The sequence below is a fragment of the Sphingobium sp. D43FB genome, from assembly GCF_002312805.1.
Taxonomy (GTDB): domain Bacteria; phylum Pseudomonadota; class Alphaproteobacteria; order Sphingomonadales; family Sphingomonadaceae; genus Sphingobium.
Genome location: NZ_NMUA01000028.1, coordinates 18402 through 39785, shown reverse-complemented (window position 1 = coordinate 39785; position 21384 = coordinate 18402). Strand labels below are relative to the sequence as shown.

18 protein-coding genes and 1 pseudogene are annotated in these 21384 nt (G+C 64.0%); 8 read left to right on the top strand and 11 right to left on the bottom strand.

The window, feature by feature from the left end; genetic code table 11:
• Position 1 precedes the first annotated feature (1 nt).
• Entirely contained in the window at positions 2 to 1006 is a 1005-nt protein-coding gene (locus tag SxD43FB_RS18945; protein ID WP_255245808.1) for an NADP-dependent oxidoreductase, read from the top strand.
• Positions 1007 to 1051: 45 nt separating this feature from the next.
• On the opposite strand, the gene SxD43FB_RS18940 is transcribed toward SxD43FB_RS18945, so the two are convergent.
• The 4 genes from SxD43FB_RS18940 to hemN all read right to left on the bottom strand — a co-directional run bounded on the left by SxD43FB_RS18940 (position 1052) and on the right by hemN (position 4525).
• Positions 1052 to 2422 carry a 3-deoxy-7-phosphoheptulonate synthase class II gene (locus SxD43FB_RS18940; RefSeq protein WP_037476258.1) on the bottom strand — a complete coding sequence of 457 codons (1371 nt, stop codon included), beginning with the start codon at positions 2420 to 2422 and terminating at the stop codon, positions 1052 to 1054.
• 127 nt (positions 2423 to 2549) lie between these two features.
• Positions 2550 to 2912: a Rap1a/Tai family immunity protein gene (locus tag SxD43FB_RS18935; RefSeq protein WP_096063517.1), complete on the bottom strand. Its 363-nt coding sequence runs from the start codon at positions 2910 to 2912 to the stop codon at positions 2550 to 2552.
• A gap of 100 nt (positions 2913 to 3012) precedes the next feature.
• On the bottom strand, positions 3013 to 3228 hold the full coding sequence (locus SxD43FB_RS18930) for a hypothetical protein (RefSeq protein ID WP_096063516.1): 216 nt from the start codon (positions 3226 to 3228) through the stop codon (positions 3013 to 3015).
• Complete coding sequence (hemN, locus tag SxD43FB_RS18925) at positions 3218 to 4525, bottom strand: oxygen-independent coproporphyrinogen III oxidase (protein ID WP_096063530.1); 1308 nt, start codon at positions 4523 to 4525, stop codon at positions 3218 to 3220. The genes SxD43FB_RS18930 and hemN overlap by 11 nt, the downstream gene beginning before the upstream one ends.
• A 126-nt stretch (positions 4526 to 4651) precedes the next feature.
• Between hemN and SxD43FB_RS18920 the strand changes: the two genes are divergently transcribed.
• Entirely contained in the window at positions 4652 to 5314 is a 663-nt protein-coding gene (locus tag SxD43FB_RS18920) for an OmpW family outer membrane protein (protein WP_096063515.1), read from the top strand.
• Positions 5315 to 5428: 114 nt separating this feature from the next.
• On the opposite strand, the gene SxD43FB_RS18915 is transcribed toward SxD43FB_RS18920, so the two are convergent.
• The 3 genes and pseudogenes from SxD43FB_RS18915 to SxD43FB_RS18905 form a co-directional block, all read right to left on the bottom strand.
• Positions 5429 to 6655, bottom strand: a complete 1227-nt coding sequence (locus tag SxD43FB_RS18915; RefSeq protein ID WP_096063514.1) for a YceI family protein — start codon at positions 6653 to 6655, stop codon at positions 5429 to 5431.
• A gap of 92 nt (positions 6656 to 6747) precedes the next feature.
• Positions 6748 to 8088: pseudogene (locus SxD43FB_RS18910) on the bottom strand (ectonucleotide pyrophosphatase/phosphodiesterase); the annotation flags it as partial.
• Positions 8089 to 8356: 268 nt separating this feature from the next.
• Positions 8357 to 10663, bottom strand: coding sequence for a TonB-dependent receptor (locus SxD43FB_RS18905; RefSeq protein WP_096063513.1), 2307 nt, complete (start codon positions 10661 to 10663; stop codon positions 8357 to 8359).
• Positions 10664 to 10921: 258 nt separating this feature from the next.
• On the opposite strand from SxD43FB_RS18905, the gene SxD43FB_RS18900 reads away from it, so the two are divergent.
• Positions 10922 to 11359, top strand: a complete 438-nt coding sequence (locus tag SxD43FB_RS18900; protein WP_069065189.1) for a thioesterase family protein — start codon at positions 10922 to 10924, stop codon at positions 11357 to 11359.
• 87 nt (positions 11360 to 11446) lie between these two features.
• On the opposite strand, the gene SxD43FB_RS18895 is transcribed toward SxD43FB_RS18900, so the two are convergent.
• Complete coding sequence (locus tag SxD43FB_RS18895; RefSeq protein WP_096063512.1) at positions 11447 to 11842, bottom strand: DUF983 domain-containing protein; 396 nt, start codon at positions 11840 to 11842, stop codon at positions 11447 to 11449.
• A 94-nt stretch (positions 11843 to 11936) separates the two neighbouring features.
• On the opposite strand from SxD43FB_RS18895, the gene pabB reads away from it, so the two are divergent.
• The 5 genes from pabB (at position 11937) to msrA (ending at position 16279) form a co-directional block, all read left to right on the top strand.
• Positions 11937 to 13112 (top strand): aminodeoxychorismate synthase component I, encoded by a 1176-nt coding sequence (pabB, locus tag SxD43FB_RS18890; RefSeq protein WP_096063511.1) that lies wholly within the window; start codon positions 11937 to 11939, stop codon positions 13110 to 13112.
• 47 nt (positions 13113 to 13159) lie between these two features.
• On the top strand, positions 13160 to 13783 hold the full coding sequence (locus tag SxD43FB_RS18885; RefSeq protein WP_069065187.1) for an aminotransferase class IV: 624 nt from the start codon (positions 13160 to 13162) through the stop codon (positions 13781 to 13783).
• Between the two features lie 186 nt (positions 13784 to 13969).
• Positions 13970 to 15172: a pyridoxal phosphate-dependent aminotransferase gene (locus SxD43FB_RS18880; RefSeq protein ID WP_069065186.1), complete on the top strand. Its 1203-nt coding sequence runs from the start codon at positions 13970 to 13972 to the stop codon at positions 15170 to 15172.
• A gap of 296 nt (positions 15173 to 15468) precedes the next feature.
• Entirely contained in the window at positions 15469 to 15621 is a 153-nt protein-coding gene (locus SxD43FB_RS25355) for a hypothetical protein (RefSeq protein ID WP_171899209.1), read from the top strand.
• Positions 15608 to 16279 (top strand): peptide-methionine (S)-S-oxide reductase MsrA, encoded by a 672-nt coding sequence (gene msrA / locus SxD43FB_RS18875; protein ID WP_096063510.1) that lies wholly within the window; start codon positions 15608 to 15610, stop codon positions 16277 to 16279. Before SxD43FB_RS25355 ends, msrA begins: the two co-directional genes overlap by 14 nt.
• Before the next feature lie 34 nt (positions 16280 to 16313).
• On the opposite strand, the gene SxD43FB_RS18870 is transcribed toward msrA, so the two are convergent.
• The 3 genes from SxD43FB_RS18870 to thrS form a co-directional block, all read right to left on the bottom strand.
• Positions 16314 to 18440, bottom strand: coding sequence for a TonB-dependent receptor (locus SxD43FB_RS18870; RefSeq protein ID WP_096063509.1), 2127 nt, complete (start codon positions 18438 to 18440; stop codon positions 16314 to 16316).
• A 207-nt stretch (positions 18441 to 18647) separates the two neighbouring features.
• A complete protein-coding gene (gene infC, locus SxD43FB_RS18865) occupies positions 18648 to 19181 on the bottom strand; it encodes a translation initiation factor IF-3 (protein WP_096063508.1) in 534 nt (177 codons plus the stop codon).
• Positions 19182 to 19310: 129 nt separating this feature from the next.
• Positions 19311 to 21299 carry a threonine--tRNA ligase gene (gene thrS, locus SxD43FB_RS18860; protein WP_096063507.1) on the bottom strand — a complete coding sequence of 663 codons (1989 nt, stop codon included), beginning with the start codon at positions 21297 to 21299 and terminating at the stop codon, positions 19311 to 19313.
• Positions 21300 to 21384 lie beyond the last annotated feature (85 nt).

Genomic DNA, 21384 nt, shown 5'->3' with positions numbered 1-21384 from the left:
GATGGAGAAGGCGATGATGCGGCAATGGCACTTGGCGGACCGACCGGTCGGGCGTGCGCTCGCTGATGGCGACTTCCGCTTGGCGCAGGTGCCGATGCCAGTGGCGGGCGCGGGCGAGATGCTGCTGGCGGTGCGCTGGCTGGGTTTCGAGCCCGCGCAAAAGGGGTGGATGGAGAATTTCGGCGGCTATGTCGCGCCGATCGAGCTGGGCGATGTGATGCGCGGCATGGGCGTCGCGGAGGTGGTCGAGAGCCGGGATGGCCGCTGGCCGGTCGGTACGATGGTCGCGGGGATGACCGGCTGGACGGAATATCTGGTGAGCGATGGCGAGGGCTTCGATATCTGCCATCCCGACCTGCCGCCCCATGCGATGCTGGGCGTGCTGGGGATACCGGGCCTGACCGCCTGGCACGGCTTTCACGCGATCGGCCGCCCGGTGGCGGGCGATGTCGTGGTGGTGTCCGGTGCGGCCGGGGCGACGGGATCGGTCGCGGGGCAATTGGCCAAGGTTGCGGGATGCCATGTCATCGGCATTGCGGGTGGCGCAGAAAAATGCGCCTGGCTGACGCAGGAGGCCGGGTTCGACGCGGCCATCGACTATCGCGAGGGGCAGGTCGCGGCGCAGCTCAAGGCGCTGGCCCCCAAGGGGTGTGACATCGTCTATGACAATGTCGGCGGCATGGTGCTGGACGCGATGCTGGCGCGACTCGCGATCGGCGCGCGGGTGGTGCTGTGCGGCGGGATCAGCCGTTATGAACAGGGCGGGGAGATTGCCGGGCCGGGCAATTATTTCAACCTGATCCTGCGCCGGGCGCGGATGGAAGGGTTCATCATCCTGGACGAACAGCCACGCTGGGGCGCGATGCGCGATCGGCTGGCGGCGCTGGTGCTGGCGGGGCGGCTGCAATGGCAGGTCGATGAGCAGCAGGGGTTCGAAGCGGCCCCGGCGGCGCTGGCGCGGCTGTTCACGGGGGCGAACCGGGGTAAGCAGATCGTGAAGGTTTGAGCGAGGCCCGGCACCGAAATTCTATGATTCGGTGCCGGGGTATCCTCACGCCGCCGCGCGGCGTTCTTTCAACTCTTCGTTGAGCATTTCGGCCAGCAGGAAGGCCAACTCCAGGCTCTGCGCCGCGTTCAAACGCGGGTCGCAGTGGGTGTGGTAGCGGTCGGCCAGGCCTTCGTCGGTGATGGCGATGGCGCCGCCGGTGCATTCCGTCACATTCTGACCGGTCATTTCGGCATGGATGCCGCCGCCGAAGCTGCCTTCCGCCCGATGGACGGCGAAGAAGCCGCGCACTTCGGCCAGGATGCGGTCGAACGGACGCGTCTTATAGCCATTGGCGGCCTTGACGACATTGCCGTGCATCGGGTCGCACGACCAGATGACCGGATGGCCTTCGCGCAACACCGCGCGGACCAGCTTGGGCAGGCCCGCCTCGATCTTGTCATGACCATAGCGGGTGATGAGCGTGATCCGTCCGGCTTCGCGCGCGGGGTTCAGCGTGTCGAGCAGGCGCAGCAGCGCGTCCGGCTCCAGGCTGGGACCGCATTTGAGGCCGATCGGGTTGCCGATGCCGCGCAGATATTCGACATGAGCCGACCCTTCGAAGCGGGTGCGGTCGCCGATCCACAGCATATGCGCGGACGTGTCGTACCAGTCGCCGGTCAGCGAATCCTGCCGCGTTAGCGCCTGTTCGAACGGCAGCAGCAGCGCTTCATGGCTGGTGTAGAAGCTGGTCCCGCCAAGCTGGGGCACGGTTTCCGCCGACAGGCCGCAGGCGCGCATGAAGTCGAGCGCCTGGCCGATCTGGTCGGCCATCTGTTCGAACTTCGCGGCCCAGGGCGAGCGACCCATGAAATCGAGCATCCAGCCATGCACCCGGTCGAGGCTGGCATAGCCGCCGGTCGAGAAGGCGCGCAGCAGGTTGAGCGTGGCGGCGGACTGGTTATAGGCCTGCACCATCCGCTGCGGGTCCGGCTCGCGGCCCTGCGCGGTGAACGCGATGTCGTTGACATTGTCGCCGCGATAGCTGGGCAATTCGACGCCATCGATCACTTCGGTATCGGCCGAGCGCGGCTTGGCGAACTGGCCCGCCATGCGGCCGACCTTCACCACCGGCAGCTTCGACGCGAAGGTCAGGACGACCGCCATCTGCAGCAGCACGCGGAACGTGTCGCGGATATTGTTCGGGTGGAATTCCGCGAAGCTCTCCGCGCAATCGCCGCCCTGCAGCAGGAAGGATTCGCCAGCCGCGACCTTGGCGAGATCCGCCTTCAGGTTGCGGGCTTCGCCTGCAAAGACGAGCGGCGGAAACTGGCCAAGCTGTGCCTCCACGGCGGCCAGAGCCTCCGCATTACGATAGGCGGGCATCTGAATGCCCTTGTGCGCGCGCCAGCTATCCGGCGTCCATTTCGCCGCCACGACGAGTCTCCTACATGAACCAAAAAAACAGGGGCCGCACCTACGCCGCCGCGCCCTTCAAGGCAAGTTTATAGCAGCCGCACGGGCGCGCCGCGCAATGATCCTTTCGATCAGTGTGATCGATCGGCTATTTTTGGCAAGGATAGCGGTCGTTTAGCGCAACGCTGACCAAAACGGAGGCTGGGCTGCGTCGCTGGTCGGGCCAGCGTTCGAGATAGGCGACTACGGTGCGGCGGGCGTCGTCCGCGCTCATCCTGTCGGGCCAGCAGACTCGTCGGCCGCGCCCGATGAACAGATCCTTACGGATGCCATCGACCACACCGACGATATAGGCGGTGCAGGCGAGGCCATATTCGGGAGCCTTGTTACGGCATTTGGCGAGCAGGCTGGTGCCGCTTTCGAACATGAATGCGCCGCCGCCGGGCTGGGCGGCCGATGCGGGGGACGTGGCGAGCAAGGCGAAGGGCAGAGCAAGGAAGGGCGCGCGCATGATGGCGGGGCATCCTGTGGATGAGGGGCGTTGGGGGCGACCATGGCGCAGCCTTCCGAGCCTGTCCAGAGTACCGGGCGCGGCTTAGCCACCATCCGGCTCAGGCCTCTTCGCGCTGCTCCTCGCGGCGGCATCCGGTCATGAGGTGGCAGGCGATGTCGTGGCGGCTGGGGCCGGGCTGGGGCAGCCAGGGCGGCACCCATTGGCCCGCAAGGCCTGCGCCGCAATACCAGGCGGAGCTGGCATCCGCGCTGGGCAGCGGGGCGTTGAGGAACAGGCAGGCCAGCGTGCTGGCGAGCGCCGCGCTAGACCGCATGGCTGAACCGCGTTTCGACGGGTTCTAGATAGGCGTCGAAACAGGCGGCGATGCTGCGGGCATAGGGTAGTGCTTCGGGAGTCAGCAGCAGGCGGTTTCCGCTCCGTTCGACCAGTCCGCGTTGTGCGAAGCGGTCGAGGTCGGGTTGGGGGTCGGCGGCGTCCAGATGCACTTCGCCTTGGCAGAGCAAGGCTTCGATGATGCGGCCGCGACGCTGGTCTTGCGCGGTGCGGACGAGGCCGCGCGTGGTGGCGAGCTGGCCGGCTTCGATCGCGGTGCGCCAAGGGCCGGCCTGTTTCGCATTCTGGACGATCAGGTCGGGGAATTGGCTGATGGCGCTGGCCCCCATGCCGATCAATATTTGCGCGGGATCATCGGTGAAGCCCTGAAAATTGCGGCGCAGGCGGCCCTGCGCGGCGGAGAGCGCCATGCCGTCGCTGGGCAAAGCGAAATGGTCGAAGCCGATCGCGCGATAGCCTGCCTGCGTCAGCGCATCATGGCCCATGGCGGCCATCGCGAATCGCTGGGCCACATCGGGCAGGTCGCTGGCGTCGATCCGGCGCTGGCGCGGCAGCAAGCGCGGCATATGGGCATAGCCGAACAGGGCGATGCGCGCGGGCGCGAGGCGGATGGTGGCGTCGAGCGTGGCGGACAGGTCGTCCATGCTCTGGCCGGGCAGGCCATACATGAGGTCAAAGCCCGTGGCGACGCCTGCCTTGTCGAGCCGTGCCACGGCGCGTTCGACCATGTCCAGCGGCTGTATGCGACCGATGCGCGTCTGGACATGGGGGCTGAAGGTCTGGACGCCCAGATTGACGCGATCGACCCCCATGGCCGCCATCGCGTCGATCCAGTCCGCGTCCAGGCGGCGCGGGTCCAGTTCGACCGAAAGTTCGGCATGATGGGCGTCGAAGCAGCGCAATAATTGCTGCATCAGCCGGATGAAATCGACGAGCGGCAGACTATTGGGGCTACCCCCGCCAAAGGCAATGCGCGTCACCCGGCCGCGTCCGTTCAGCAGGGCGGCGATCAGCGCGACTTCGCGCTCCAGCGCTTCGACATAGGCGGTCAGCCGTTGCGCCTTGTTCGCCGCGCCGGTGTTGCAGCCGCAATACCAGCAGATGTCGTGGCAATAGGGGATGTGGACATAGAGCGAGATCGGCGTGTCGGGCGCGAGCGCGTCCAGCCGCTGGCCCATCTCCGCCGCGCCGACGCTATCGCTGAACTGGGCAGCGGTGGGATAGCTGGTGTAGCGCGGCACCGGCCGGGCGAGCAGGTCAGTATGATAGGTCCACATGGGCTGGGTGATCGCAGCAAGTCGCCGCGGCTGCATTGCGCCAGATCAAATTGCAGCTTGCGCCCCGTCAATGCCGCGCCGTGCCGGATGCGGCAGAGCGCTCCCCACCAGACAGGGAGATTTATCATGACCATCAAGACCATTCTGCTCGCCACGGCCTGCGCCGCTGCTGCCATGGCCGCCCCGGCGCAGGCCGCGCAGGGCGACGTGCTTGTCCGCCTGCGCGGCATCATGGTCGCGCCCAATGAGAAGAGCGGTAGCGTGCTGCCGGGCTTTCCGGGCGAAAAGGTGAAGGTGAACAACACCATCACGCCGGAAATCGACATCACTTACATGGCGACCGATAATATCGGTTTCGAACTGATCGCCGCGACCAGCCGCCATACGGTGAGCGGCAAGACGGGGACGACCGGATCGCTGGGCAAGCTGGCCGCGACCAACGCGCTGCCGCCGACGCTGACCGTGCAATATCATTTCGCGCCGGGCAGCAAGATCCGTCCCTATGTCGGCGCGGGCGTCAACTATACGTTGTTCTTCAACAATGACGCGTCCAGCGCGCTGGAAGGCGCGGTCGGCAAGACCAAGGTGCATCTGTCCGACAGCGTCGGCTGGGCCGGGCAGGCGGGGGTCGATATCGACCTGAACGACAAGCTGTTTTTGAACTTCGACGTTAAATATATCGACATCGACACGAAGGCGCGGCTGACCACGGCGGCGGTAGGGGTGCAGCGGGTGAAGGTGAGCCTGGACCCATGGGTGTTCGGCGTGGGTGTCGGGATGCGGTTCTGATTGTCTGCTCCCATGCCATGATCCGTTCGCCCCTGAGCTTGTCGAAGGGCTGCACTTCTTGAGGAGAAGAACAGGGCTTCGACAGGCTCAGCCCGAACGGGGAAGAGACGTCTATTACCTTTGCTTCGCCGTGAAAGCAAAGGTCACCGCTACATTGGGGGCCAGGCTCCCGCTGCTGTCGCCATTGCCAACGTCGAAGGCGGCGCGGGCGATGGTGGCGGTGCCGGTGACCTTACGGGTCGCGCCGTCGCCGGACAGGGTGAAGCGGATGGTTTGGGGTTTGCTCACGCCCTTGAGGCTGAGTTGGCCGCTGGCGCGATAGGCGTTCGCTCCTGTTTTTTCCGCGCCCTTGGCGGTGAAGGTCGCGGTCGGATGGGCGGCGACGGCGAAGAATTCGTCGCCCGGCAACATCCCGTTCTGATAGGCGTCGCCGACGCTGGCGCTGGCCATGTCGATCGATACGCGGATGTCGGCGGTTTCAGGATGGTCGGGGTCCATGACGATCGCAGCGGTCCATTTGGCAAAGGAGCCGCTGATCGTCTGGCCGTCATTGCCGACGGCAAAGCCGATGCGGCCGCCGGGTTGTGCGGTCCAGGCCGGGGGTGGGCCGACGGGTTCCTCCTCCTCCTCGGCAACCATTTCATTGGCGACGGCGCTATTGTCCGGCTCGGTTACATTGGCCACGGGCACCAGTTCTTCGGGTTGCGCCACGGGTGCCGAGGGCGCGGCTGCCACTTCGACGGGTGCAGCAGCGGGCAGGATCACCCGGCCCAGCGCAAAGCCGAGCAGGATCAGGGCGGGCAGTCCGACCAGCAGCGCGGTCGAGCGGTTGGGGATCATCCGCCAGATGAGACCATCGCGCATCAGCAGATGATGGCGCAGCGCGCCCGCGACATGGAGCAGTATGAGCGCGATGCCGAGCCAGGCGATCAGGCCGTGCCCGCCTTCGGCCAGGCCATGCGCGGACGCGGGCAGCGGCAGATGGGGCAGGGGGATGATCCCGAAGATGAGCGTCGGCACCTTGACCTTGGCGGTCGAGACGAGCGCCCAGCCGGTCAGCGGCGCGCCCAGCATGAAAGCATAGAGGCCGATATGTACGGTCGAAGCCAAGGCACCCTGCCAACCGCCCTCCAGTTTCGCCGGGCGCGGCTTCCAATAGCGTATGCCGATCCGCAGCAGCGTGAGCGCGAGGATGGCGATGCCGACCGACTTGTGCAGTTGATAGAGCGCAAAGCCGCGCGCGCCGAGATCCTCCAGCGCCCAGCCGACGCTGATCTGAAAGGCGAGCAGGGCGGCGATCGCCCAGTGCAGGATGATGGCGGCAAGGCTGTAGCGCGGCATGGGAAACCCCCGGATCGATGAACCGGGGCAAAGCTATGTCGCCTGTGCAACGAAGTCCATTGCGTGCCGCGAAACGCTGCGTTGCCATAGGGCTTGAGGTCGATCGCGGGCTTGTCCGCATCGGGCAGCGTGGTGCCCATGATGGTCGCCAGCGTCGGTGCGATGGCGCGCATGTCGATGGCGCCCAGATTCTTGCCGCGGGGCACGCCCTTGCCCATCAGCAGCAAGCTCGCCTGCAGATTGGCGGGGCCGGGGAAATAGCCGTGCATGCCCTTGACCGGACTATGCGCGCGCACCGGCGCGGTCGGGCCGCGATAGATGTCGGTGACGAAGCCGGGGGCGAGGTTGATATAGAAGGTCGCTTGCGGATTGCCGCCGATCGCGGCGGTCTGCGCCCTGTCTGCCACCTGCGCGATGCCGTTGGCGGGATTGGCGGCGAGTTTGTCGAGCAACGCTTGCACCCGCGCCGTCAGCGCCGCATCGTCGGGGCGAGCCAGCATGATCGCGGCCGATCCGCCCGAAATCCAGGGCATGGCGAGCCAAGAGGCGACCTTGCCATCGGGGCCGATCGTGATCAGCCCGGCGTCGATGAAGGGGCGATAGAGGTTGATGGCGGTGTGCGTCGCTTCAAAGCCATGGTCGCTGACGACCGCGATTACGGCGTCGGGATGCGCCTGCATCTCCGCGGCTACGAGATCGCCGACGATGGCGTCGATCTTTTCCAGCACGGCCTTCGCGGCCGGGCTGTCGGGGCCGCTCGCATGTTCCTCATGGTCGAGCGCGGCGAAATAGACGGTCAGAAATTGCGGCTTGTGCGTGGCGATCAGCGCGGTGGCGAATTTGCCACGGAGTTGGTCGCCGGTAAGACTTTCGTCGATGCCCATCGCATAGGGCTGGCCGACCTTGGTTGCCAGTTCGGCCGATAGCCCCGGCGTCGCCAGCGCATCGAGCAATTTGGCGTCGTCGCCATGGCCGGTATGCCAGATTTGCGGCAGGTTCCAGGTCACGCCCTTGGGCGCAACGCTGACCGGCCAGTGAATGTTGCCGGTGGACAGGCCCGCCTTGGTCGCGGCTTCCCACAAAGTCGGCACTTTGATGTCGGGGGCATACCAGTACCAGCCGCCCTGGTTGATCCCAGTGGGATCGAAACTGTTATTGGCGACGATGCCGTGCCGGGCGGGTGATACGCCGGTCATCAGCGTCGTGTGGCTGGGATAGGTCAGCGTCGGCGCGACGCCGGTGACGCCGGAGGCATGGGCGCCGTCAGTCAGGAAGCGGCGCAGATTGGGAATGGCAAGACCGCGCTTCTGTGCCTCGATCACGTCGCCGGGCCGCAGCCCGTCGATCGAGATCAGCAGCACCGGCTCCGCCAGCGCCGTGCCGGGAAGGCAGGCGGCGAGGGCGGTGGCGAGGAGAAGCGCGGCTTTGATCATGGTCATTGTCCCAGCTGCCGTTCGCTTCGAGCGTGTCGAGAAGCGGATAACGTGTCGCATATGATTCTCGACTTCGCTCGAAACGAACGTACATTTTTGTCCGGAGTTGAAATTGGTCAACACTTCGGGCTGCCGGGTCATCCTCCCCTGGCAGGGGAGGTGTCAGCGCGTAGCGATGACGGAGGGGTGTCACCCTATCGATAGGGTGACACCCCTCCGTCTGGCCTGCGGCCAGCCACCTCCCCTTAAAGGGGAGGATGATATTACGTCAGAACCCGGCCTTCACCGTGGCGAAGAATTGCTGAGGGGCGCCGACCAGCAGGGTCTGGGCGTCGCCGCTATTGCCGAAGCCGCCCGACCCGATGGTGCCGACATAGCGTTTGTCGAAGAGGTTGGTGGCGTTGAGCTGCAACTCGATCTTGTCAGTGAAACGATAGCCGAGCGAGGCGTCGACGATCAGACGGCCGGGGACCGAGGCGTCGTTGGTGTAGCTGTAGAAGCGACGCGACATATAGTTGAGGCCGACGCGGAAGAAGCGCTTGTCGTCGTCATAGTTGAGTTCGCCGCGCGCCATATGCTTGGGGCTGTCGACCACGGTCTTGCCTTCGATCGCCGCGACCACCACGCCGTTGCCGTTCACGACATCGTCGCGATAGGTGGCGTCGGTGTAGCTGTAGCTGGCATAGAGGCCAAAGCCGCCGCCCAGTTTCAGATCGCCCGCCGCTTCGACGCCGATGGAGCGGACGCCGCCGACATTCTGGAGTGCCGAAGGGTTGCCCTGGATCGCCGATCCGACCTGCACCGCGAGCAGGCGGTTGCGGAAGTTGACGAGGTAAGCACCCAGCGTACCGTTGAACATCGGCGTGTTGTAGCGCAGGCCGAGTTCATAGGTGTCCGACTCTTCGGGCTTCAGATCATCCTTGATCGCGTCGAAACCGGCCTGGTTGGTCGAGAAGGGGCCGGTCGTGGTGGCGCTGGCAAAGGCGCGGGTCGACTGGCTGAAGCCGCCGAACACTTCCGCTTCGGGGCTGACTTCCACAACGAAGCCGGCCGTTGGCTGGAACCAGTCTTCGGCGCTGATCTTGCCTTGCGGGAAGGTCGCCTGCACGATGGCTTCGGCTTCGTTGGTGACCTTAAAGCCCTTCCAGCCCAGGTTGATCGTCACCATGCCAAGGTCGATCTTGTCCTGGACATGATATTGGAAGGTGTCGGTGGTGAAGTCGAATTCCCACTGGGTGAAGAAGGGATTTTTGGGATAGTCGCGGAACGACAGGCCCGGTTCGGTGCGGCTGGCAAAGGCATAGAAGCGGCGGGCCTGGTTGAACTTGTTATTCTCATACCATGCACCGACGCTCAGATTTTGCGCACCGATGACGAAATCGACGCTGCCGAATGCGCCGATGCGGTCCATGTCATATTCGGTCGTGCGCATCGACATCGGCACGCCATTGGGGCTGGCGACATAAGGCGTGCCCCACAGGCCCATGCCGCTGTTATTGTGATAATAGCCCTTGAGCTTCAGATTCGCCTGCTCGCCGAGCGGGGTGGTGAAGCCGATCGCGCCCAACCAGTCCTTGCGCAGGCCAGCCGCGTCATAATAGGCATCGTCGGCGCTGGTGACATTGCCGGGATAGGTCTGGCCGGTGGCGACGCTCGCGCCGCTATAGTCGAAGAGACCATCGGGGAAGGGCGATCCGCCGCTGTTGCTGATGAGGTCAACGTCGTTCAGCCGGTCGGCATAGTCGATCGCGCGGGTGTAATCGGGGAAAGTATTGTCCCAGTCCCAGCCGAGGCGGCGGATCATGCCCATCGACATGTCCTGATAATCCTGTTCGCGGCGATCCGAATAGCTCAGCCAACCGTCGATCTTGGCTTCGCCGATGGGAATGATGACCTTGGCATTGCCCATATGCTGGTCCTGAACGCCGGTGCCCTTATATTTGTCGGTCGAACCATAGCCGTAGGACACATAGCCGCGAATGCCGTCGGCGCTGCCGAGGTTGATGCGGCCGAAGGCGCGCATCGTGTCGTTGCTGCCATAGGTGAAATTGCCCTGCGCGCCGAAGCTGTCGGCCGGGTCCATCGAGAAGGTTTCGACGGTGCCGCCAAGATTGCCGGTTGCCTGCGTGCCCAGCGAACCCGCGCCCTGCGCCACGCGCACGCTGCCGATATTTTCGCTGCTGATCGCGCGGGTGATGTGCAGGCCATTATGGTTGCCATAACTCATATCGCCGAGCGGGATGCCGTCGAAGGTGAAGCCGAGCTGATTCTGGTTGAAGCTGCGGATGGTGATGCGCTGCGACCATTCATAATTGCCGAACGGGTCGGCGGATTGGAAGTTGACGCTGGGCAGCTTTTCGATTGCCTTGAGCGGGTTGGTGCCCGGCGTCAGCACGATGATGTCGCGCGCCTTGATTTCCTGCACCTGGCGGGTTTCGCCACGGCCGAAGACGATGATCTCTTCGCCTTCCACGGCCGCCGCAGCGGCGGGGACGGCGAGCGAGGCCGTCTGAGCGAAGGCGGGTGTGCTGGCCAACATGGTGGAGGCGAGCAGCAAGGCTGTGGCAGGACGCATGTGAAAATTTCCCCCTTGGAAAAACCGGTAGCCGGCTTGGTCGGGGGCCGTAGGCGCGACATGTTGCACCGCAATGAGCGGGCATTGACATAACGGTGACGTAACGATGACGTTTTTGCGATGCTTCGGGCGACCCACGCAAAAGCGGGACTTTCATTGTGTCATAAAGGTCGCACTGCGCCCAATTTCGCGGGTGCGATTGCATCATGGGCCAGCAGGGCTATGGCAAGTGCAACATTGTTAGAGGGAAATCAGGACATGGCCAAACCCGAATCCTGGCGGTTCACTCCAGAAGCCTATCGCTTCGTCACCAGCATCGACACCCGCTTTCAGGATCTCGATACGATGGGCCACATCAACAATGTGGCGATATCGGGCATCTTTGAAACCGCGCGTATCCGGTTCCACCATCATCTGGGCCGCCATCCGCAGGAGCAGGGCGTGCGCTGGCTGGTCGCGGCGGTGCAGTTGAACTTCATCGAGGAATCGCATTTTCCCTATCCGTTCGAAGTCCATTGCGCGATCGGCCATATCGGCCGGACCAGCTGGACGATCAGCTCGGCGGGATTCCAGAAGGGCGTATGCGTCGCGACCTGCGACACCACGGTCGTCACCCATGGCGCGGAAGGGCGTCGCGAGATCGACGAAACGCTGCGCGAGGCGATGGAGCGGAATTTCCTGCGCCAGCCGGACTGATTGGATTCCCGATCCTCGTTTGGTTCGAGCGTTTCTCGACTTCGCTCGAAACGAACGGAGGGGGGCGGCCCCTAAAACCGGTGACCTTTACCGGAACCCGGCCATGCGTCGCGTCCATTGGAAGGCGATGACGCCGCCCTTGACCGGCTGGATCATCGCTACCGCCAGCAGGAAGGCCAGCGTCGGCCAGATCGCCGTCTGCCACCCAAGCGGAATGGCGAAGGCGCTGTTCACTTCGATCATCAGTGGCACCAGGATGTGACCGAGCAACAGGATGACGATATAGGACGGGAAATCATCCGCCTGATGCAGATCCCAGCGCTGGCCGCAGTGGGCGCAGGCGGGCACGGGCTTGAGGAAATGCGCGAACAAACGGCCCTCGCCGCAGGCCGGGCAGCGACCCCGCAGCGCCAAAGCGAGCGCTGGTCCGAACGGGCGCGCCGCCACGGCATCGGGGGCGGGATCGGGGAGGGGATCGGTCATGGCCGCATGGGGTAGGCCGTTCGTTGCGCTGCTGCAAGGACACTGCACCTTGGATCGGCCTTTCGCCGCGCGCAAAGCCTGTTAAGACACGCCCATGCGTCTTCCCGGCCCGACCGAAATCTTTGCCCTGTTCGATGATGCCCGCCCGCGCCACGCCGCGGCTGCGCGGCTCTATCGCGATCCCGTGTCGGTCATCGCCGCGCACCGGATGGAGGAGGTGCAGCCAGCGCTCGACCGCATCGCCGACGCTTGCGAGGCCGGGCTGCATGTCGCTGGCTATATGAGCTATGAAGCCGGGCTGGCGCTGGAGGAGCGGCTGGCGCCGATCGGCCGTCGCCACGACCAGCGGTCGGATGGGGCGCCGCTCTTGTGGTTCGGTCTGTTCGAAGGGGTGCGGCTGATCCCGCCCGGCACGCTGCCCGCGATGCTGCCCGATCCGACCGGCGCGCAGGTCGGGCCGTTGCGGCCGATGATCGAGGAGGCGGACTATCGCGTCGCCTTCGACGCGGTGCAGGATTATATCCGCGCGGGCGACATCTATCAGGCGAACCTGACCTTCCCCTGCTATGTGCCGCTGACCGGCGATCCGATGGCGCTCTATGCCGCCGTCCGGCCGCGCGCGGCGGCGGGCTATGGCGGGGTGATCCGCACCGGCGATCATGCGCTGCTATCCTTCTCGCCCGAACTCTTCTTTACCCAGGTGCGGGGGCAACTGACCGCCCGGCCGATGAAGGGGACGGCAGTGCGCGATGCCGATCCGCAGCGGGATGCGGACCTTGCGCGCTGGCTTGCCGCCGATCCCAAGCAGCGCGCCGAAAATCTGATGATCGTCGACCTGCTGCGCAACGACCTGTCGCGGGTGTCGCGCGCGGGCAGCGTGATCGTACCGGATCTGTTCAAGGTCGAGAGTTTCCCGACCGTGCATCAACTGGTGTCGACCGTGCGCGCGCGCATCCTGCCCGGCCTGTCTCCGGTCGATGTGTTGCGCATCCTCTTTCCGTGCGGGTCGATCACCGGCGCGCCCAAGGTGCGGGCGATGGAGATTATCGATGCGGTCGAACCTCATGCGCGCGGCGTCTATACCGGCACGATGGGCTGGATCGACCCGGAGGGCGATGCGGCCTTCAATGTGTCGATCCGCACTTTATGCGTCGCGGAAGGCAGCGGTGTCGGTCGGCTGGGCCTTGGTTCGGGCGTCGTCGCGGATTCGCAGGTGGATTCGGAATGGGCCGAATGCCTGGCCAAGGGGCGCTTTCTTGCCCCGGCTTGATGTCTCCAGCTTGACTCTCGCACCGGCAAGGGCTTGGAATAACGGCAATGTCACTGGCTGATCGACGCTTCGACCTTATTGAAACCATGGCCTTCGACCCGCTCGACGGGATCAGGTTGCTGGAGCTGCATCTGACGCGGCTCAAGGCGAGTGCGGATGCGTTCGGCTTCGCCTTCGATCGCCATGCCGTCCGCAACGAATTGCAGGCCGCGACCTTCCGCCTGCGCGACCGCAGCCGGGTGCGGTTGATGGCATCGCGCAGCGGCGCTGTGGCGATCGAGGTGCGCGATCATATCGGCTGGCCACAGGCGATCGTCCCGGTCAAGGTCGTGCCGCGCCATGCGCCCGCCGACGATTTGCGCCTGTTGCACAAGACCACCGACCGCAGCCTGTATCGCGATGCGTTGAAGCGCGGCGGCACCTATGAGGTCGCGTTGATCGACGCGAAAGGCTATCTGACCGAAGGCTGTTTTTCCTCGCTGTTCGTGGAGCGGGGCGACAAGCTGGTGACGCCGCCGCTAGCGCGCGGATTGCTGCCGGGCATATTGCGCCAGAGCTTGATCGACATGGGCGAGGCGGTCGAAGGTGACCTGCGCGTGTCCGACCTGGAGCGGGGCTTTTTCATCGGCAATGCCGCGCGCGGCATGGTCGCGGCGACGCTGGCGCCATAGCCGGGCTTTCCTGCCGAATAGCCATTGTCCGCCATCTGGCCGGTTGCCCCTTTGCCCGTTGCGCACTAAGGGACGCGGCATCCGTCCTATGGGCGGGTGAGGGGATTCTACTATTTTTTGTCGCGATTTCCACGATGGCGGGCTGTGCCGAGCGCTTGGACGTCGCTTTGAAGAAAGATTGTTGCCATGAGCCAGACTTCCGCCGCCTTGGGCCGTATCCAGCCGTCCGCCACGCTCGCCATGAGCGCCCGCGTGAATGCGCTTAAAGCCGAAGGCGTGGACGTTATTGGCCTGTCGGCGGGCGAGCCGGACTTCGATACGCCCGATTTCGTCAAGGAAGCGGGCATTGCCGCGATCCGCAACAACCAGACCCGCTATACCGACGTGGACGGCACTGCCGACGTCAAGGAAGCGGTGATGTTCAAGTTCAAGCGCGACAATGGGCTGGTCTACAAGCGCAGCCAGGTCACGGTGAACTCCGGCGGCAAGCATACGCTTTTCAATGCGCTGCTGGCGACGGTGGATGCGGGCGACGAGGTCATCATCCCGGCACCCTATTGGGTCAGCTATCCCGACATCGTGAATTTTGCGGGCGGCACGCCTGTCTTTATCGAAGGCCCGGCAAGTCAGGGCTACAAGATCACCGCCGCCCAGCTGGACGCCGCGATCACCCCGCGCACCAAATGGGTGATGCTCAATTCGCCGTCCAACCCCAGCGGCGCGGCCTATTCGGCGGAGGAATTGAAGGCGCTGGCCGATGTGCTGCTGCGCCATCCCCATGTGCTGGTCATGACCGACGATATGTATGAGCATGTCTGGTACGCATCGACGCCGTTCGCGACGATCGCGCAGGTCTGCCCGGAGCTGTACGACCGCACGCTGACCGTGAATGGCTGCTCCAAGGCCTTCTCGATGACCGGCTGGCGTATCGGCTTTGCCGGTGGTCCCGAATGGATCATCAAGGCGATGGGCAAGCTGCAGTCGCAGTCGACCAGCAACCCCTGTTCGATCAGCCAGGCTGCCGCTGTTGCCGCGCTGACCGGCCCGCAGGACTTTCTCGAAGAGCGCAACGCCGTGTTCAAGAAGCGCCGCGACATGGTGGTGGCGATGCTGAACGACGCGCCGGGCCTCGATTGCCCGACGCCCGAAGGCGCCTTCTATGTCTATCCCGACGCCAGCGGCGTGATCGGCAAGATGACGCCCAAGGGCGTGCGGATCGACAATGACGAAGCGTTGATCGCCTATTTTCTGGACGAAGCGAAGGTTGCGGCCGTCCACGGTGCCGCCTTCGGCCTCTCGCCCGCCTTCCGCATCAGCTATGCGACGTCGGAAGATGTGCTGAAAAAGGCCTGCACGCGCATTCAGGAAGCCTGCGCCGCGCTGAAATAAGGGAAGTCGCACCGGCCGCAATTCGGCCGGTGCGCCCCTGCGTGGCAGGGTCGGGCCTAAAATCATCAAAAATGGAAACGGTCCTTTTCGACCCGTGCCGTCTTGTAGATGGCGCGACGGGCGCTATATCCCGGTTTCAGAAAGAAACTGATTAAGGTTATAATCCGCTCGTCGTTCTATCCCTTGCTTTGGTCGAAAGCCGTTAACGCGCCATCGGTCATTCAGCAAAGGGCAAGACAAGCAGATGTAACCAAACGGCACACCCAGCCGAAAGCAGAATAAGAAAGGCGCAGGCTATGTTGGCATTTTTGAAATCCGAATTGTTCCTGCGCTTTGCGGGCGGTTTTGCGATTGGTCTTGTTGGCATGGTCCTGTTGCAGCCCGACGAGCAGCCGATCCTGAGCACGTCGGCGATCGCGGCGACTGGCAGCCCCAGTGCGGCGCTCTAACCGCCTGATCTTGACTTTGTTGGCGGGCTTCACGCTCGCCGGTCCTTTGCACGCCGAGCGCACGGTGCTTGCGCCGGTCGCTACGATCGACGCCGCGCCCACGCGCGCGCTGGAGACGGCCGTGTTCGCGGGTGGCTGCTATTGGGGTGTCGAGGGCGTCTTTTCCCATGTGAAGGGCGTGCAACTCGTCAAGTCGGGCTTTACGGGCGGGCCGAATAGCCGCCGCGTGGATTATGAGATGGTCAGCGGCGGCAATACCGGCTTTGCCGAAGCCGTGCGAGTCACCTACGATCCCAAGCAGGTGAGCTATGGCACGCTGTTGCGCGTCTTCTTTTCGGTGATCGCCGATCCCACCACGCTGAACCAGCAGGGGCCGGATCGCGGCACGCAGTATCGCAGCGCGCTCTATCCGTTGAATGCCGAGCAGGGGAAGGCGGCGAACGCCTATCTTGCACAGCTGAGCAAAGCAGGCCTCTGGCGCGATCCGATCGTGACCAAGGTGGAGCGGTTCACCGGCTTCCAGGACGCCGACACCTATCATCAGGATTTCATGCGCAAGAATCCGCGCCACCCCTATATCCAGCGCTGGGATGCGCCCAAGCTGGCGGCGTTCAAGTCGATGTTTCCGGCCCTGTATCGGGACAAACCGTCCGCCTGAATGAGGCGGTGCGGTTCGTCCCGACCATCCGCGCTTAGAAGTCCACCGTTGCCGACAGCCATAGCCGACGACCTTCCTGGTTTATCGCATAGGCCGACGTGAACACCTCAGCGCCGTCACTGTCATAGGACAGATATTCGGCATAATCGGTGTCCAAGATGTTGTTGACGGTGGCCGCCAGGCGGAAGGCGGGCGTGATCTGATACGATCCGCCGATATGAAACAGCTCATAGCCCCGGAAGTCGCCAACGCCCGCCCGGTCATCAGCGTCGTTGCGGAAACGGCTCGACCGGATTTCGGCGCGCGCCCAGACACTGGCCTTGTCCCCAAGTTTCCAGCGCAGATTGCCGTTCAGCATATGTTTGGGCATGCCGACCAGGGGTTGTCCTTCATTCGGCCCGCTCAACTGCTCGCTGTCGGTATAGGTGTAATTGAGCACCAGCGAGACGGCGGGCGAGAAAGTGAACCGGGTCGCGACCTCTGCACCGCGCGTCCGGGCCTTGTCGATATTGATCGACTGACTGAACTGTTCGATCGTCGGGAAATTGCCGACATCGACGCAACCTGGCCGATTGGGGGATGCGGCGAACTGGCAGTTGGGCACGAAGACGCCGGAGGTGATCCGGTCATTAAAGTCATTGTTGAAAAGGGTGACGTTGCCGCTGAAAAAGCCATGGCTGTCATAATAGAGGCCAGCTTCGTAGCTGGTGCTGGATTCGGGACTCAGGCCTGGCGTACCGAGCAAAGGTAGCGTGCCCTGCCTGCCGAAGCCGATGATCCCCTCGGCAATCTGTTCGACGCGCGGCGTCTTGAAGCCGCGGCTGACGCCGCCCTTGAGCGTCACATTGTCGTTGATGTTCCACACCGCATAGGCGCGCGGCGACCATTTGCTGCCGAAGGTCGAGTGATCGTCATAGCGCGCGCCGCCGGTGAGGTTGAAGCCGTCGACGATCGTCCAGGTCGCTTCGGCAAAGCCCGCCCATTGGGTGAAGGTGAAGGGTTCGGGCGCGACGCCCTCGACCATGCGGGCCTTCCAATATTGGCCGCCGACGGTGAAGGCGAGCGCGCCGACCTTGCCCGCGAAACGCGAGTCGATGATATCGTTGCGCGCTTCGAGCGTGCGGGGGCTGCCCGGCGTCGCGCCCGGCGTGCCATTGGGGATGAGGCGGCCGATGGTTTCGGTTTCATTGCGGGTCAGCGTCGTGTCGAGCTGGCCGAAACCCATACGCCAGCTATGGGCCAGGACATAATTGCTGCGGTTGAACTGCTGTTCCGGCGCATAGCCGCCTGACCCCAGCGTCCCCAGCCGGCCTTCGCTATTGTCATAGCTCTGCTCGTTGCGATCATATTCGATCCACAGGTCATGGTCGGCATGGGGGGTGAAGGTCAGGCGGCCGCCATAGGTGTAGATGTCCGACCGCACCGGATTGCGGCCGAGCGTCAGCGCCGGATCGCCGGGGATGGGGATGTCCGATCCTTCGCGGTGGAAGACGCTGCCACGCAGGGTCAGGCCGACCAGATTGTCGATCACCGGACCCTGGGCGAAGCCGTTGATCGACTGAATATTGCCGAAGCGGTCATCGCCCTGGATGGTGCTTTCGGCGGTGGCGGTGCCGACCCAACGGTCGCCGACCTTGCGCGTGATGATGTTGACGACGCCGCCCATCGCATCCGACCCGTAGAGGGTGGACATCGGCCCGCGCACGACCTCGATCTGCTCGATCGCGGAGAAGGGCGGCAGGAAGCTGGTGGAGGTTTCGCCGAACCCATTGGGGGTGACGCCGCCTGGCGCATTCTGGCGGCGGCCGTCGATCAGGACCAGCGTATAATCGCTGGGCATGCCGCGAATCGAGATGTTGAGGCCGCCGGTCTTGCCCGCTTCGCCGCCGACATCGACGCCCTGCACATCCTGCAGGGCTTCGGCCAGGCTGCCGAACCGCTTTTCCTGCAATTCCTCGCGGCCCAGCACGGTGATGCTGGCGGGGGCCTCAACGATGTCCTGCGCGTATCCGGCGGCGGTGACGACGATCGCGTTCGACTGGTCTTCCGCCTCTTCGGGGGCCTGCGCCATGGCCGTCCAGGGCGACAATCCGGCGATAAGCGCCAGCATGCTGACGCGCAGCCGGTTGGATCGTGACGACAGTAAGGAACCCCGGTTCATCAATATTCACCCCAGTTAATATTGCGAGTAAGTCGCAGTATATGGAGTGCCGATGACGGGCGACGGTGCGATCGTCAAGTGGGGGAGGGGTGACAGGCGGGCGCGGCAATACTTTGTTACAAAAGGCGCATTGGCCACGCGCAACCAAAAAGGGCGGCACCTTGCGGCACCGCCCCTTCGCATCTCTCTACCCGGCAACGCCGTCGCTTATTTCGGCGCGAGGACCATCAGCATCTGGCGGCCTTCCATGCGGGGATAGGCTTCGACCTTGGCGGTCTCGGCGACATTTTCCGCCACCCGCTGAAGCAGGGCCATGCCGAGCTGCTGGTGGCTGAGTTCGCGACCACGGAAGCGCAGGGTGATCTTCACCTTGTCGCCATCCTCGATGAAACCATGGACCTTCTTCATCTTCGTATCATAGTCATGATCGTCGATGTTCGGACGCATCTTGATCTCTTTGAGTTCCTGCGTCTTCTGGGTCTTGCGGGCGATATTCGCCTTTTTCTGGGCTTCGTATTTGAACTTGCCGATGTCCAGAAATTTGCAGACCGGCGGGTCCGCGGGCGGAGAGACTTCGACCAGGTCGAGGCCGACATCGGCCGCCTGTTCGATCGCTTCCTGCGTAAACATCACACCCAGATTCTCGCCTTCCCCGTCAATCACGCGGACTTTGGGGACCGTGATGAATTCATTGTAGCGAGGGCCGGATTTCGGCGGCGGCGCCAGTGGGCGGCGCATCATTGGGGGACGTATAGCAGTATCTCCTATGGTCGTTGCAAAAACGAGTGACTCTTAGCGGCTTTTTGGCAAAGCCGAAAGGGGTCCGTGGTCCTGCGCAAGCGGAATCACGAACCCTGTGGCATTGCTGCCTCAATACATATCGGGCGAGCGGACTTCATTTGCAAGGCGCGAAATCACCTCGTCGAGCGAAAGGAAGGTCTGGCCATCGCTGCCCAGCACGCGCAACGCGACCTTGCCTTCCTCCGCTTCGCGTCGGCCCACGACCAGCAGGTTGGGGACTTTGGCGAGGCTATGCTCGCGCACCTTGTAATTGATCTTCTCGTTGCGGATGTCCGCTTCGGCGCGGATTCCCGCCGCGCGCAGCTTGGTCAGCACCTCGGCGGCATAGTCGTCCGCGTCCGACACGATGGTCGCGACGACGGCCTGCACGGGCGCTAACCAGAGCGGGAAGCGACCGGCATAATGTTCGATCAGGATGCCGATGAAGCGTTCATAGCTGCCGAAAATTGCGCGGTGGAGCATGACGGGGCGATGCCTTGCGCCATCTTCGCCCACATAGCTGGCGTCGAGTCGTTCGGGCAGCACGCGGTCCGACTGGATCGTACCGACCTGCCAGGTGCGGCCGATCGCGTCGGTCAGATGCCATTCGAGCTTGGGCGCGTAGAAAGCACCTTCGCCGGGCAGCTCTTCCCAGCCATAGTCGGGGGTGTTGAGGCCCGCCGCCGCCACCGCGTCGCGCAGTTCATTCTCGGCCTTGTCCCACATCTCTTCGCTGCCGAACCGCTTTTCGGGGCGCAGCGCCAGCTTGATCGAGTAGGTGAAGCCGAAATCCTTGTAGATGCGATCGGCCAGGGCGCAGAAGGCGCGGACTTCCTCGACAATCTGGTCTTCGCGGCAGAAGATATGCGCGTCGTCCTGCGTGAACTGGCGCACGCGCATCAGGCCGTGGAGCGCGCCATGCGGCTCGTTGCGGTGGCAGCAGCCATTTTCGTAGAGACGCATCGGCAGGTCGCGATAGCTTTTGATCCCCTGGCGGAAGATCAGCACATGCGCCGGGCAGTTCATGGGCTTCAAGGCCATCCAGTCGGCATCGTCCGATACCAACGGGCCTTCATCCTCGACATTGGGCACTTCGTCGGGGATCACGAACATATTTTCGCGATATTTGCCCCAATGGCCTGAAATCTCCCACTGGCGCGCGTCCATCACCTGGGGCGTCTTGACCTCGCGATAGCCCGCATCGTCGATCGCGCGGCGCATATAGGCTTCGAGTTGACGCCAGATGAGATAGCCCTTGGGGTGCCAGAAGACGCTGCCATGCGCTTCCTGCTGCAGGTGGAACAGGTCCATCTCCGCGCCCAGCTTGCGATGGTCGCGCTTGGCCGCTTCTTCTAGGCGCGTGAGATGCTCGGCCAACTGCTTCTTGTTGAGCCAGCCAGTGCCGGTGATGCGGCTGAGCATCGCATTTTTCTGATCGCCGCGCCAATAGGCACCGGACACGCGCGTCAGCTTGAACGCATCCGGGTTGAGCCGCCCGGTGGACGCGAGATGCGGACCCCGGCACATGTCGTACCAGCCATCCCCCGAATGATAGACCGTCAGCGGTTCGTCGCCGGGCAGTTCGGCCGCCCATTCCGCCTTGAACGTCTCGCCTGCAGCCTGCCATTGCGCGATCAGCGTCTCGCGGTCGATCTCCTTGCGGATCAACGGCTTGTCGGCGGCGATGATGCGGCGCATCTCCGCCTCGATCGCGGGCAGATCGTCGTCGGTGAAGGGGCCACGATCCGCGCTGGGTGCGAAGTCATAATAGAAGCCGTCGTCGGTCGACGGGCCAAAGGTGATCTGGGTGCCGGGAAACAGGTGCTGGACCGCTTCGGCCAGCACATGGGCAAAGTCATGCCGCGCCAGTTCCAGCGCATCGGCCTCATCCTTGGCCGTCACCAGCGCGAGCGCTGCGTCCTGCTCCAGCGGGCGCATGATGTCGCGCAATTCGCCATCGACCCGCGCCGCGATCGCCGCCTTGGCGAGGCCCGGCCCGATCGCTGCCGCAATATCCGCCGGGGTAGTGCCGGGCGCGACTTCACGCACGGAACCGTCGGGCAGAGTGATTTTGAGCATGGCGGACACGGGATTTCCTTGAAATACGGGCAAGTCGCGGCCCCAAAAGCCGCGCCTTCCCCATAAATGGGCGGTTCGGCCTGTC